Source organism: Rhodococcus sp. IEGM 1370 (assembly GCF_033142325.1).
Classification (GTDB): Bacteria; Actinomycetota; Actinomycetes; order Mycobacteriales; family Mycobacteriaceae; genus Rhodococcoides.
The window spans coordinates 95,798-109,023 of the sequence record NZ_JAWLRY010000018.1; the positions used below are offsets into that span (position 1 = coordinate 95,798).

The 13,226-nt window shown below is 64.2% G+C and carries 12 protein-coding genes; 8 read left to right on the forward strand and 4 right to left on the reverse strand.

All coding sequences use genetic code 11. The annotated features are described in order from the left end of the window. The first annotated feature begins 17 nt into the window (after positions 1-17). Entirely contained in the window at positions 18-1,331 is a 1,314-nt protein-coding gene (locus tag R4P47_RS19805) for a TrkH family potassium uptake protein (protein WP_317785528.1), read from the forward strand. After that, complete coding sequence (locus tag R4P47_RS19810; protein ID WP_082898696.1) at positions 1,324-1,989, forward strand: potassium channel family protein; 666 nt, start codon at positions 1,324-1,326, stop codon at positions 1,987-1,989. Before R4P47_RS19805 ends, R4P47_RS19810 begins: the two co-directional genes overlap by 8 nt. Here the strand turns inward: R4P47_RS19810 and R4P47_RS19815 are convergent. Together R4P47_RS19815 and R4P47_RS19820 are read right to left on the reverse strand one after the other, a co-directional pair. After that, positions 1,973-3,448, reverse strand: coding sequence for a mannitol dehydrogenase family protein (locus tag R4P47_RS19815; protein WP_317785523.1), 1,476 nt, complete (start codon positions 3,446-3,448; stop codon positions 1,973-1,975). The two genes, R4P47_RS19810 and R4P47_RS19815, sit on opposite strands and share 17 nt — an antisense overlap. Next, positions 3,445-4,467, reverse strand: coding sequence for an NAD(P)-dependent alcohol dehydrogenase (locus R4P47_RS19820; protein ID WP_317785529.1), 1,023 nt, complete (start codon positions 4,465-4,467; stop codon positions 3,445-3,447). Before R4P47_RS19820 ends, R4P47_RS19815 begins: the two co-directional genes overlap by 4 nt. 115 nt (positions 4,468-4,582) lie before the next feature. On the opposite strand from R4P47_RS19820, the gene R4P47_RS19825 reads away from it, so the two are divergent. From R4P47_RS19825 to R4P47_RS19845, 5 genes are read left to right on the forward strand one after another with little or no spacing between them, the layout of a single operon-like run. Beyond that, entirely contained in the window at positions 4,583-5,608 is a 1,026-nt protein-coding gene (locus R4P47_RS19825; protein ID WP_317785524.1) for a sugar-binding transcriptional regulator, read from the forward strand. Between the two features lie 14 nt (positions 5,609-5,622). Continuing rightward, positions 5,623-6,957, forward strand: a complete 1,335-nt coding sequence (locus R4P47_RS19830) for an ABC transporter substrate-binding protein (RefSeq protein ID WP_094640501.1) — start codon at positions 5,623-5,625, stop codon at positions 6,955-6,957. Next, complete coding sequence (locus R4P47_RS19835; RefSeq protein ID WP_037196012.1) at positions 6,954-7,904, forward strand: carbohydrate ABC transporter permease; 951 nt, start codon at positions 6,954-6,956, stop codon at positions 7,902-7,904. The genes R4P47_RS19830 and R4P47_RS19835 overlap by 4 nt, the downstream gene beginning before the upstream one ends. Beyond that, a complete protein-coding gene (locus R4P47_RS19840) occupies positions 7,904-8,788 on the forward strand; it encodes a carbohydrate ABC transporter permease (RefSeq protein WP_068049004.1) in 885 nt (294 codons plus the stop codon). The genes R4P47_RS19835 and R4P47_RS19840 overlap by 1 nt, the downstream gene beginning before the upstream one ends. Before the next feature lie 11 nt (positions 8,789-8,799). Continuing rightward, a complete protein-coding gene (locus tag R4P47_RS19845; RefSeq protein ID WP_094640485.1) occupies positions 8,800-9,906 on the forward strand; it encodes an ABC transporter ATP-binding protein in 1,107 nt (368 codons plus the stop codon). Here R4P47_RS19845 and R4P47_RS19850 read toward each other — a convergent pair. Further along, positions 9,903-10,403, reverse strand: coding sequence for a DUF3995 domain-containing protein (locus tag R4P47_RS19850; RefSeq protein ID WP_317785525.1), 501 nt, complete (start codon positions 10,401-10,403; stop codon positions 9,903-9,905). The two genes, R4P47_RS19845 and R4P47_RS19850, sit on opposite strands and share 4 nt — an antisense overlap. A gap of 50 nt (positions 10,404-10,453) precedes the next feature. Between R4P47_RS19850 and R4P47_RS19855 the strand changes: the two genes are divergently transcribed. Further along, the gene (locus R4P47_RS19855) at positions 10,454-12,169 is read left to right on the forward strand and encodes an AMP-binding protein (protein WP_411567359.1); all 1,716 of its coding nucleotides are present in this window, start codon (positions 10,454-10,456) and stop codon (positions 12,167-12,169) included. A gap of 68 nt (positions 12,170-12,237) precedes the next feature. On the opposite strand, the gene R4P47_RS19860 is transcribed toward R4P47_RS19855, so the two are convergent. Beyond that, the gene (locus R4P47_RS19860; protein ID WP_411567360.1) at positions 12,238-13,050 is read right to left on the reverse strand and encodes an alpha/beta fold hydrolase; all 813 of its coding nucleotides are present in this window, start codon (positions 13,048-13,050) and stop codon (positions 12,238-12,240) included. Positions 13,051-13,226 lie beyond the last annotated feature (176 nt).

Below are 13,226 nucleotides of genomic sequence, written 5' to 3' on the forward strand. Positions count from 1 at the left end.
CGACGCCGGTTCGGGTCATGGCCACAGGGTTCGCGCTCGCCATCGCGATAGGTGCGGGCGTGCTGTCGCTGCCGGCGGCGACCGTGCCCGGCAGCGAGACCGGGTTTCTACAGGCGTTGTTCACGTCCACCTCGGCCGTCAGTCTGACCGGCCTGATCGTGGTGGACACTCCGGTGTACTGGTCGGGATTCGGGCAGGGCGTGATCCTTGCCCTGATTCAGATCGGCGGGTTCGGGATCATGACGATCGCGTCCCTGGTCGGTCTGGTCCTTGCCGATCGAATAGGTCTGCGCGGCAGGCTCAACGCGGCCGCAGAGGTGCGCACCTCGGGACTGGGTGATGTCCGGAGCGTCGTCGTCGGCGTGTTCCGCACCAGTCTGATCATCGAGAGCGTCGTCGCGACAGCCCTCGCGGCGCGCTTCTTTCTCGGATACGACGAGCCTCTCGGTCGCGCACTGTGGCTGGGGATCTTTCATGCGGTCTCCGCGTTCAACAACGCCGGCTTCGCGCTGTTCAGCGACAACATGATCGGGTTCGCCACCGATCCATGGATCTGCATTCCACTGTTGATCGCGGTCGTGTTGGGCGGCATCGGATTTCCGGTTCTCTTCGAGATCGCCCGTCGAGTTCGGTCCCGAGCCAAGGGCGGTCGCTCGCCCCACCGCTGGTCGCTGCACACACGACTGACGCTGACCGTCACCGGAGTTCTGTTGGTACTCGGACCGACGGTCGTGATGCTCTTCGAGTGGTCCAGAACGCTGGGAGGATTCGGCTTCTGGGACAAGATGCTCGTCGCGACGTTCCAGGGAATCATGCCCCGCACCGCCGGGTTCAACAGTGTCGATTACGCAGATGTCGACAACGCGACCCTGTTGGTCACCGACGTGCTGATGTTCATCGGTGGTGGCAGCGGCGGAACCGCAGGCGGCATCAAGGTCACCACGTTCGCACTGCTGCTGTTCGTCATCCTGGCCGAGATCCGAGGTGACCGAGAGGTGACGGTGTTCGATCGTCGGATCGACGCGCGCGTGCAACGTCAGGCGTTGACCGTGGCACTGATCGGCGTCGCGTTGGTCATGCTCCCGGTCGTCGCGTTGCTGGCGGGCACGGACTTCGACCTCGACGTCCTGCTGTTCGAGGTCGTCTCGGCCTTCGCCACCGTCGGTCTGTCGACCGGTATCACCGCACAGTTGCCCGGGTGGGGACAGATGATCCTGATCGTGCTGATGTACCTGGGCCGCATCGGTTCCATCACTCTCGTCAGCGCCCTCGCCGCCCGCGACCGCGGTCGGCGCTACACGCTCCCCACGGAAAGGCCGTTCATTGGCTAGGAAACCGTCCTCCGACGTCGTCGTCGTCCTCGGCCTCGGCCGCTTCGGCAAGTCATTGGCGCTGGAACTGATGGGCCAGGGCGTCGAGGTCCTCGGTATCGACACCGACGAGGCTGTGGTGCAACGTGTCTCGGACCGACTCACGCATGCGGCCGTGGCCGACACCACCGACGAGGAGTCGTTGCGCCAACTGTCGGTCCACGAGTACGACCGCGCAGTCGTGGGCATCGGATCCGATCTCGAGGCAAGTCTGCTGACCGCGTCCGCGCTGATCAACCTGTCGGTGTCCAACATCTGGGCGAAGGCGATCAGCAACGCGCACGCCAAGATCCTCACCCAGATCGGCGTGCACCATGTGGTGCGGCCCGAGCACGACATGGGTAAGCGCGTCGCCCATCTGGTGCGCGGCCGAATGATGGACTACATCGAATTCGACGACGGTTTCGCCATGATCAAGACCTCTCCGCCCGCCTCCATCATCGGAAAGAAGCTGGGCGAAAGCGGAATACGCACCAAACATCGCGTCACCGTCGTCGCGGTCAAGCGTCAGGGCGAAGGGTTCACCTACGCCACGGCCGACACGGTGATCGGCGCAGGCGATACCGTCATCGTCTCCGGTCAGGTTCGAGACGCCGAACGTTTCAGTGAGTCGACCTGAGCGATTCCAGCGTCGCGTGTGCTCCCCGCTCCTGCAGAGACGACAGTTGTTTCGTGTATTCGGCCACGAACCGCTCGTTGTCGATCAGATCCCCGAACACTGCGCGGTTGGCGATGAACGCCGTGGGGTTTTCGCGCTGACTCTGCGCGATCGGCACCAGTGAATCCTTGAGTTGGTCGACGATCTCGATGGGCTCGCCGGATTCGTCCACGGCCTCGGCGTAGCGAGCCCAACTGGCCACCACCGCGGTGGAGCGGGTGATCTGACCGCCGGTCTCGAGGTTCTTGCGGATGACGGGCAAGAGCCACTTGGGAATTCGGTCCGAGGACTCGGCGCACAGGCGAGCGACGGTATCGCGGATCTCGGGGTTGGAGAACCGCTCGATCAACGTCTTCTTGTAGTCGGTCAGATCGATGCCGGGGACCGGCTGCAGCGTCGGGGTCGCCTCCTCGTCCATGTAGGCGAGCAGGAAGTCGGCGAACAGCGAATCCTGGCACACCTCGTGGACGAGTCGATAGCCGCTGAGGTAGCCGAAGTACGCGAGCGCCTGGTGGCTGGCATTGAGCAACCGCAGCTTCATCAGCTCGTAGGGGGTGACGTCCTCGACCACCTGCACGCCCACCTCTTCCAGCGGTGGACGGCCGAGGGTGAAGTTGTCCTCGAGCACCCACTGTGTGAACGGCTCGCCCGCAACGGGCCACTGATCGTCGATGGCGTAGCGCAGCGAAAGTTGCTCGGTCACTTCCGGTGTCGTGACCGGCGTGATGCGATCGACCATCGAATTGGGGAACGCGCCTTCGGCTTGGATCCAGTCGGCCAACGCCGGATCCTTCAGGCGCGCGAACGCGGTGAACGTCGACTGCGCCATGTGTCCGTTGCCCTCGATGTTGTCGCAGGACATGATGGTGAACGGTGCCATTCCGCGGCTCTTGCGTCGAGCCAACGCTTCGATCACGAGCCCGAATGTCGTTGCGGGAACAGCACCGTCGGCGAGGTCGGCGACGATGGCCGGATTGTCGGCGTCGAACTCGCCCGTCGTCGCGGAGAAGTTGTAGCCACCCTCGGTGATGGTGAGCGAGACGATCTTCGTGGTGTCGGCGGCCATCTTCTCGATCACGGCCTCGGCGTCGTCCGGTGCGAAGAGGTACTCGACGATGGAACCGATGACGCGGGTGTCCCACGTGCCGTCGGAATGCTTGAGCGCCAACGTGTACAGGCAGTCCTGTGCTTGCATGACGTCGTTCATTCGTCGGTCGCCGGGCAGTACGCCGACGCCGCAGATTCCCCAGTCCAGCGCCTGCCCCTGCTGCAACAGACGGTCGACGTACATCGCCTGGTGGGCGCGATGGAAGCCGCCGACACCGAAATGCACGATGCCGACCGTCACCTCGGATCGGTCGTACGTCGGAACCGCGACGTCCTCGATGAAGTCGGCGAGGTTCTGCGAGTTCAACTTCATGCGTCGTTCTCCTTCGAAAGTCCTGGAATCACTACGGCTTTGATGCTTCCGGGTTGCCTGTCCGCGTTCAATGCATCCTCGACGCCATCCAGCCCGAATCGCGCCGTCACCATCGCGTCGAGATCCACCATGCCCGACGCCACCAGCGAGCGTGCGATCGGCCATGTGTTGGCGTAGCGAAAGACGCCGGTGAGCAGCAATTCTCGGTTCTGGATCAGCGAGATCGGCAGCGGGTAATCGGATCCGCCCATGCCGACGAGGACGACCGTGCCTGCGGGCCGGACCGCGTGGATGCCGTCGATCACGGCTCGGGCCGCACCGGACGCGTCGATGAACGCATCGACCGTCAGGGAGCGCACGTCCTCGGCGGCGGGGTCGAGCACGCGAGTCGCGCCGAACCTCTGCGCGTTGGCCCGGCGGGAAGCGTCGATGTCGGTGACGATCACCTCGGTGGCACCGAATGCGCGAGCGACCTGTGCGGTGACGAGCCCGACGGGCCCCGCTCCCGCGATGAGCACGCTCGAGCCCGCGGAGATCCGCGCTTTCTGGGCCGACGCGATGCCCACCGACAGCGGTTCGAAGAGCGCAGCAGCCTCGTCGGAGATGTCGTCGGGGACGTCGTGGGCGAATGTCGATTGGATCAGTACGTACTCGGCCAGCGCGCCGTCGATCGGCGGCGTCGCGAAGAATTCCATGGCCGGGCAGAGGTTGTAGCGGCCGGCGCGGGACTGGGCGCTGGTGGGGTCCGGTCGCTGCGGTTCGATGGACACGCGCTGCCCGACGCGGGTGTCGGAGACGTCGTTGCCCACGGCCACGATGACGCCCGCGGCCTCGTGTCCGAGGACCAGGGGGCCGTCGACCACGTACTCGCCGATGCGCCCCTCCCGGTAGTAGTGCGCGTCGGAACCGCACACCCCGACCGCCGTGACCTGTACGAGGACCTGATCGGGCGCGGGGGTGGGGACGGGCCGTTCTTCGAGTCGTATCTCCTGTGCTGCGGTGAGGACGCTGGCCTGCATGGACTGTGGCACGGGTCGCCCGCCGTCGGGGGGTGTTGTGTAGATCACACCTTAATGTTAGCTTAGTGAGCAGATGAACACGAGCTGAGCATCTGCTCATAACTTGGGAGGCGAAATGGATGGATCGTCATCCGGTCCAGCGGGGTCGAAGTCTCCGCGGTCCGGAGAGGATCTGCGCCTGGCTCTGCGCGCCGCAACCATGTACCACCTCGAAGGCGCGACTCAGGCCGAGATCGCCGTGAAGCTCGGTGTCTCACGCCCCACGGCAGGGCGGTTGGTTGCACGCGCTCGCACCCAGGGACTGGTGACCATCGAGATCAACGTTCCCGACGACCTGCAGGGCACCGTGCACGCCGACATCGAGCGTGAACTCGAAGCGCAGTTCGGGCTGACCGAGGTGCTCGTCGTCTCGGACGTCATCGACGGCACGGACGCCGGCTACGGTTCCCTCGGCCGGGCAGCGGCGACGCTGCTCTCTCGTCGGCTCCAGGACAAGGATGTGCTGGGCTTCACCTGGGGACCCGAGACGGTGGCGGTCGCCAGCTCGCTCAAGACCAGGTCCACCAAATGTGCTGCGGTGGTGCAACTCGACGGTTCCATCACCTCGGCCGATTACCAGACCGGCGTCGAGTACACACTCGGACGGTGCGCTGCGTACCTGCAGGCGACACCCGTCAGACTCAATGCGCCGCTGTATGCCGATCAGGCGACTGTCGTTGCGTTGGAGCAGGACTCCGTGATCTCTCGCGCCCTCAAAGCCGGGACCGATGCCGATGTGATGATGTACGGCATCGGTCCCGTTTCCACGTCCACCACATTGTTCGAGGGCAGCTTCATCGACCTCGAGGTGCTCGACGAACTGCGGCGACTCGGTGCGGTCGGTGAGATCGGCGGACGGTTCTACGACGCCGACGGCAAGGACACCGGAGGATCACTCCCCGGCCGAACCGTGTCGGTGGGGCTCGACGCCATCAGGGCATGCGATCGGGCGGTGCTCGTCACGGGCGGAAAACGAAAACACGAAGCGCTGCTCGGTGCACTGCGCGGTGGACTGGCATCGATCTTGGTCACCGACATCGAAAGTGCGCGTTGGCTTGTGGATCGATCCACATCAGCGTCGAATGGAAAGGTATCTCAGTGAAAGTTCTACCGAAGGTGGTTGTCGCGACCTCGCTCGCGACGACCTTGGTGGTGTCCGGATGTGCCGGTGCCGGCTCGTTCGGTGGTGATGGTGACGGTACGACGGTCACCGTCGCGATCGTCTCGAATTCGCAGATGTCCGATGCCATTTCGCTTGCTCCGGAGTTCGAGGCGGAGAACCCGGGTATCAACCTGAAGTTCGTGTCGCTCTCGGAGAACGAGGCCCGAGCCAAGATCACGGCCTCGGTCGCGACCGGCGGCGGTGAGTTCGACGTGGTGATGATCAGCAACTTCGAGACCCCGCAGTGGGCCGAGAACGGTTGGCTGACCAATCTCTCCGAGTACGCCGACGCCACGCCGGGCTACGACGAGGACGACTTCATTCCCACGCTGAAGGAGTCGCTGTCGTACGAGGGCAGCATGTACTCGGTGCCGTTCTACGGTGAATCGTCGTTCCTGATGTACCGCAAGGATCTGATGGAGCAGGCCGGTATCGACATGCCTGCCGAGCCCACCTGGCAGCAGGTGGCCGACGCCGCAGCCGCTCTCGACAGCCCGGGCCTGTCCGGAATCTGCCTGCGCGGCAAGCCCGGATGGGGTGAGGTGCTCGCACCGCTCAACACGGTCATCAACGCGTTCGGCGGCCGCTGGTACGACGAGAACTGGAACGCCCAGCTGAACAGTCCCGAGGTACGCGAAGCCGTGCAGTTCTACGTCGACACCGTGCGCGAGCACGGGCAGGCCGGCGCGGCGACCAGTGGGTTCAGTGAGTGCGGAACGCAACTCTCCCAGGGCAACACCGCCATGTGGTACGACGCCACCTCGGCCGTCTCGGTCCTCGAGGACCCGTCGTCGAGCAACGTCGTCGGGCAGATCGGTTACGCCAAGGCCCCGTCGGCGGCCAAGGGCGACAACGGTTGGCTGTACTCCTGGGCGCTGGGCATCCCCAAGACCAGCGAGGCACCCGACGAGGCATGGAAGTTCGTCTCGTGGATGACCAGCAAGGAATACCTGAACAAGGTCGGTAACGAACTCGGTTGGGAGCGTGTGCCTCCCGGAAGTCGACTCTCGACCTACGAGATTCCCGAGTACGCGGAGGCGTCGGCGGCCTACGGTCAGCTGACCCTCGACTCCATCGACAGTGCCGACCCGAACGACCCCACCGTGGATCCGGTTCCGTACACCGGAGTCCAGTTCCTGACCATTCCGGAGTTCCAGGACCTCGGTACCCGGGTCAGCCAACAGATCAGTGCCGCGATCGCCGGACAGATCAGCGTCGACGACGCGCTCGACCAAGCGCAGCAATACGCCGAAGTGGTCGGCAGGACGTACCAGGAGGACCAGGGATGACCACCACCGAAGAACGGACGGCTCCGGCCGAACCGGAGAAGTTCGTACCGAGACCGAGAACGATCTCCAAGGCAGAGGGGTGGCGTCGACGCGGACCACTGTTGCCGGCGTTGGTGTTCGCCATCATCGTCACCCAGATCCCGTTCCTGTTCACGCTGTACTACTCGACGCAGTCCTGGAACCTCGTTCGTCCGGGTTCGCGTGAGTTCAACGGTCTGAACAACTACATCGACGTGTTCCGCGACAGTCAGTTCCGCGAGGTCGCGATGAACACCGTGATCATGATCGTCGGAACCGTGATCATCTCGGTGGTCCTCGGCCTGGCCCTCGCTCTGCTGCTCGATCGAAAGTTCATCGGACGCAGCCTGATTCGCACGCTGCTGATCACCCCGTTTCTCGTCACCCCGGTCGCCGGTGCGCTGATCTGGAAGACGACGATGTTCGATCCTGTCTTCGGCCTGATCAACTTCGCGCTGAGCCCGTTCGGAGTCGGTGAGATCGACTGGGTGTCGCGGTTCCCGCTGGCCGCGGTCATGACGAACCTCGTGTGGCAGTGGACGCCGTTCATGATGCTGCTGATCCTCGCCGGCCTGCAGTCCATGCCGAAGGACATCGCCGAGGCTGCGCGTGTCGACGGGGCGGGCCCGTTCAAACTCTTCCGTGAGTTGACGTTGCCGCACCTGCGCCGCTTCATCGAACTCGGCACCGTCCTCGGTGCGATCTATCTGGTCAACACCTTCGACGCCGTCTACATGATGACCTCCGGTGGACCGGGAGTCGCGTCGGCGAACCTGCCGTTCTACATCTACCAGCGTGCCTTCCTCGGCTTCGACATCGGTCAGGCCGCGGCCATGGGCGTCGTCACCGTGGTGGCAACCATCGTTCTCAGCACACTGGCGCTGAGACTGATCTTCAAGAGCTTCAGCGCAAACGAGGAGGCGGCGTGATGAGCACGGCAACCACGAGCAAGAAGAAGGCCGTCGCGCAGACCTCCGACGGGCAGGAGATCCGGAAGAAGAGCAAGTGGGGCCCGGGCACGATCTGGTCGTTCGTTGCCTGGGTGGCCGGTATCGCTTTCTTCTTCCCGGTTCTCTGGATGGTGATCACCGGCTTCAAGCAGGAGGCCGACGCCTACTCCAACCCGCCGAAGCTGATCTTCACCCCCACCCTCGATCAGTATCGGGGCGTCCTCGAGAGCGGCATCGGCACCACCCTGCTGAACTCGGCGTTCGCGACGATCGTCTCGACGATTCTCGTTCTGCTGCTGGGTGTTCCGGCAGCCTTCGCGCTGTCGCTGCGGCCGGTGAAGAAAACCCAGGACGTGCTGTTCTTCTTCATCTCCACCAAGATGCTGCCCGTCGTGGCCGTCATCGTTCCGCTGTACGTCATCGTCGGTGACATCGGCATGCTCGACAACATCTGGGCACTGGTGATTCTCTACACCGCGATGAATCTGCCGATCGCCGTGTGGATGATGCGCTCGTTCTTCATGGAGGTGCCGTCGGAACTGCTCGAGGCCGCCAGCATGGACGGTGCGTCGCTGTGGACGTCGGTCCGCGAGGTGATCCTGCCGCTCGTCTCTCCCGGTATCGCAGCGACGTCGTTGATCTGCGTGATCTTCTCGTGGAACGAGTTCTTCTTCGCCGTCAACCTCACTGCCGTTCAGGCCCAGACGATTCCGGTGTACCTCGTCGGATTCATCACCGGCCAGGGCCTGTACTGGGCCCAGCTTTCCGCCGCTGCGACGTTCGCAGCACTCCCCGTCGTCCTTGCCGGATGGTTCGCGCAGAACAAGCTCGTGCGCGGTCTGTCCTTCGGCGCCATCAAATAGGAGAAAGTCTCATGGCTGCAATCACGTACAAGAAGGCATCCTGCGTCTACGAAGGTGCCGATTCGCTCGCCGTCGATTCCCTCGACCTCGACATAAAGGACGGCGAGTTCGTCGTCCTGGTCGGACCGTCCGGCTCCGGCAAGTCCACCGCACTTCGGATGCTCGCCGGCCTGGAGGAGATCGACGGTGGCGCAATCGAAATCGGCGGCAAGAACATGGTGGGCGTCCCCTCCAAGGACCGCGACATCGCCATGGTCTTCCAGAACTACGCGCTCTACCCCAACAAGACCGTCGGCGAGAACATGGGCTTCGCGCTCAAGATGCGCGGAGTGAGCCTCGAGAAGCGTCAGGCACGCGTGGCCGAAGCGGCCCGTCTGCTCGATCTCACCGAGTACCTCGATCGCAAGCCCGGCAAGCTCTCGGGTGGCCAGCGTCAGCGAGTTGCCATGGGCCGCGCCATCGTTCGTGAGCCGCAGGTGTTCTGCATGGACGAGCCACTGTCCAACCTCGACGCGAAACTGCGAGTGCAGACGCGCACGCAGATCGCGGCGTTGCAGCGTCGGCTCGGCACCACGACGGTCTACGTCACCCACGATCAGGTCGAGGCCATGACCATGGGTGATCGCGTCGCCGTCCTGCGCGGTGGCAAACTGCAGCAGTTCGCCTCTCCCACAGACCTGTACGACCACCCCGTCAACGCGTTCGTCGCAGGATTCATCGGCTCCCCGGCGATGAACCTGATGACGGTACCCATCGGCTCGGGCGGCGTGCAGATCGGTAAGTTCCTGCTCCCGCTCGAGCGCGATGAGCTGACCAAGCTCGCGAGCCTGGGGATCGACGAGGTCACCATCGGAATGCGGCCCGAGAACATCGGCATCGTCCACGGCGGCGGCGAGGGCTTCGAGGGCAAGGTCGATCTCATCGAGGAGCTCGGCAGCGAGTCGTACGTGTACGCGCACCTCGACGACCCGAAGGTGAAGGGACTCGACGGGGGACCCGTGTCGTTGGTTGCCCGTTCGGCAGTGCGTGCCCCGGCGAGGATCGGCGAGAGCATCGGACTGAAGCGCCTCGACGGTGCGATTCACCTCTTCCACCCGGAAACAGGTGAGCGCATCTAGCGCGGCTGGTACGGCGCGTTCCGAGAGAGGATCAGCGCCGTCAGAAGGGCGGCACCCCAGAGCAGGAAGATGCCGTCGAAGAACAGGTGGCCGTACTTGACGCTCCGGTTCTCGTCCGAGGCGATCAATCCGATCACCGCTCCGACGAACGATGCTCCGCCCCAGAGAATCAGCAGCACCGAGCCGGGCCAGGATATGCCGAGGACGATTGCCGGCAGCCTGGTCCGGTTCTGTGCTGCCAGGCGCGGCCGGTTCATGTACGCGAGGGCGGGAAGAATTGCCGCTGCAAGTTTGACCAGCGTGAGCACCAGCAGTGCCGTTCGTGCAGTCTGCGGTTCGGTCTCGACCCACTCCGTGGCGAATGATCCGACGGTGTTCAACATCCATCGGCCACCTGCGGCCCAGTAGCCGGAAAACGCGGCGTGCACTATCCCCAGTGCACCTGCGATCGCGAAGTATCCGATGGCAACGCTGATCGAGGCTAGCCGAGTTCTCACCCCCGTTCAGGGGTAGCGAGGGATTGTTCATCTCCCCTACCGTGGCGGTGATGAGCATCACAGGCTACGGAGGAAGCATGGCCGAATCGGCACATACGGCATTCAGGAACGCTCGCGACCTGCTGCTCGACTCCTACGGTGAGTACGACCGCGCCGTAGAGACTTTCGAGTGGCCGTCGTTCGGTGAGACGTTCAACTGGGCCATCGATTGGTTCGACGCGATCGCCCGTGGCAACGACGGCACTGGGCTGTGGATCGTCGAAGAGGACGGCAGCGAGGCCAAGTACAGCTTCGACGACATCGCGCGTCGTTCCGATCAGGTCGCCAGGTGGCTCGAGCAACAGGGCATCGGCCGCGGCGATTCGGTGATCCTGATGCTCGGCAATCAGGTGGAACTGTGGGAAGCGATGCTCGCGGTGATGAAACTGGGCGCGGTGTTGATGCCGACCACCACTGCCATCGGGCCCGCAGACCTGACCGACCGTGTGGTGCGCGGCAATGCGCGCGCGGTGATCGTGAACCCCTCGGACACCGGCAAATTCGACGATGTACCCGGGGACTACCTGCGCATCGCCACCTCCGCTCGAGATGGTTGGGTCGACTACGCCGAGGCTCGTTCTGTCGAGGCCGCGCCGTTCGAGTCCGTGACGGCTCCCACCGACCGTCTTCTCATGTACTTCACCTCCGGAACCACCAGCAAGCCCAAGCTCGTCGAACACACTCAGATCTCCTATCCCGTCGGGCATCTGAGCACCATGTACTTCCTCGGTCTGCGGCCGGGCGACGTGCACCTGAACATCAGCTCGCCTGGGTGGGCCAAGCATGCGTGGAGTTGTTTCTTCGCGCCGTGGATCGCCGAGGCGACGATCTTCATCTACAACTACGGCAAATTCGACGCGAAAGCGTTGCTCGAGCAGATCCGCCGGGCCGAGGTGACGACGTTCTGTGCTCCACCGACCGTGTGGCGCATGCTGATTCAAGCCGACCTCGCCGGTGGCGGTGGTTCGCTACGCGAGGCCATCGGAGCAGGTGAGCCCCTCAACCCCGAGGTGATCTCGCGGGTGCAGCAGGAGTGGGGCCTCAATATCCGCGACGGGTTCGGCCAGACGGAAACCACTGCGCTGGTTGCCAATACACCCGGCGCGGTACTCAAGTCCGGCTCGATGGGGAGGCCGCTGCCGGGCGTACCGGTGGTGATCGTCGACCCCACCACCGGCGAACTCGCCGACGAGGGCGAGATCTGCCTCGACCTGGCGCAGCAGCCGTTCAACCTGATGACCGGATATCTCGGCGACCCCGAACGCAACGCCGCTGTCATGGCCGACGGTTACTACCACACCGGCGACGTCGCATCGCGGGACTCCGAGGGCTACATCACCTACGTCGGCCGCACCGACGACGTGTTCAAGGCCTCGGACTACAAGATCTCCCCGTTCGAGCTCGAAAGCGTGCTCATCGAACATCCCGCCGTGGCCGAGGCCGCCGTGGTGCCCGCCCCCGACGAGACGCGACTGGCCGTCCCCAAGGCGTATGTGGCATTGGCGTCGGGCTGGGAACCCAACGAGGACACCGCGTTCGAGATCCTCAAGTACGCCCGCGAGCACCTTGCCCCGTTCCTGCGGGTGCGCCGCATCGAGTTCTTCGAGCTACCGAAAACCATCTCGGGCAAGATCCGCCGAGTGGAACTGCGCGCCCGCGAGGACGCAGCCGTCGGACCATTGGAAACCGAGTGGCGCGACGACCAGTTCCCTGCACTGAAGAGGTGATGTGGCTGTCCACTATTTGCGGTGGGAGGCGGGATCCCGATTCTCGAGGCGAATAGTGGACGCTCAGGTCACTTGCCCCAGAACCGTTCGAGGACGCCGAGCACCTCTTCGGATGCGGCCATCGTCGTCGCGTGGTCGAATCCGCGGATGACGTGCAATTCGGAGTTCGGTACCAGCGCCGCGGCAGCTCGGGTGTCGTCGAGCCTGGTGCCGTCCTGACTGCCGACGTAGAACAGCGACGGCTGGGTGAACTGCTGCAACGCGTCGTCGGGTAGGCCGGGATCGGCGTCGGACGCCCGAATGTATGCGGCCATGGCCTGGGCGTCGTTGGCGGAGAACACCGCTCGCGTACCGGCATCGATCGGAAACATGCGGTGGCTGTTCCATGCCTCGAGGAACCCGTCCATGCCGCCCTGCTCCAACACGTCTGCGCATCCGGGGTAGAACAGGCGATCGAACGCGCCGGCCTGAGCGCCGTGACTACCGCCGCCGACGGCCAGTGATCGCACTCGCTCGGGAGCTGCTGCCGTCAGCGCCAACCCGGCCCGAGCCCCGAACGAATACCCCAGATAGTCGACTGTCTCCGCGCCCACCGCGTCGAGCACCGCCGTGAGATCGCCGACGATGGAGCTCATCGCATACGCGTCGGGAGTGCGGGGCTTCTCGCTGCGGCCGTGCCCGCGACTGTCGATCAGAATCAACTGCCGAGCCCCGCGCAGCGCCTTCACATAGCCGAACGTCCGCCAGATCGTATGCGTCAGAAAACTGCCGTGCACCATCAACAGCGGCGGCCCGGACCCCACCACCGTGTACGCGATCCGTGTCCCATCGTCTGCATTCGAGGCGTACTCCACCCCGCAATCCTCCCGAACGAAGTCCACTGAATGTGACATTGACCCCCAAAAAGGCCACTGGATGTCACATTGACTCCCCACTGGCGGGCGTTTGTTCGGCGGACTCGGGAGACTCGACGGTCGGGGGGGAGTGTCAGATTAACGGTGGATCCGACCTTGGCGTCGGTTAGTTTCCGTTCGGGGTGATGCGTCCTTCGAAGGTG

What these genes read in the sequence shown, in the direction of transcription:
- R4P47_RS19805 (WP_317785528.1), top strand. Translation starts at nt 18, where the DNA reads ATGGCCACAGGGTTCGCGCTCGCCATCGCGATAGGTGCGGGCGTGCTG.
- R4P47_RS19815 (WP_317785523.1), bottom strand. Translation starts at nt 3,448, where the DNA reads ATGAAGTTGAACTCGCAGAACCTCGCCGACTTCATCGAGGACGTCGCG.
- R4P47_RS19820 (WP_317785529.1), bottom strand. Translation starts at nt 4,467, where the DNA reads ATGCAGGCCAGCGTCCTCACCGCAGCACAGGAGATACGACTCGAAGAA.
- R4P47_RS19825 (WP_317785524.1), top strand. Translation starts at nt 4,583, where the DNA reads ATGGATGGATCGTCATCCGGTCCAGCGGGGTCGAAGTCTCCGCGGTCC.
- R4P47_RS19835 (WP_037196012.1), top strand. Translation starts at nt 6,954, where the DNA reads ATGACCACCACCGAAGAACGGACGGCTCCGGCCGAACCGGAGAAGTTC.
- R4P47_RS19840 (WP_068049004.1), top strand. Translation starts at nt 7,904, where the DNA reads ATGAGCACGGCAACCACGAGCAAGAAGAAGGCCGTCGCGCAGACCTCC.
- R4P47_RS19845 (WP_094640485.1), top strand. Translation starts at nt 8,800, where the DNA reads ATGGCTGCAATCACGTACAAGAAGGCATCCTGCGTCTACGAAGGTGCC.
- R4P47_RS19855 (WP_411567359.1), top strand. Translation starts at nt 10,454, where the DNA reads ATGAGCATCACAGGCTACGGAGGAAGCATGGCCGAATCGGCACATACG.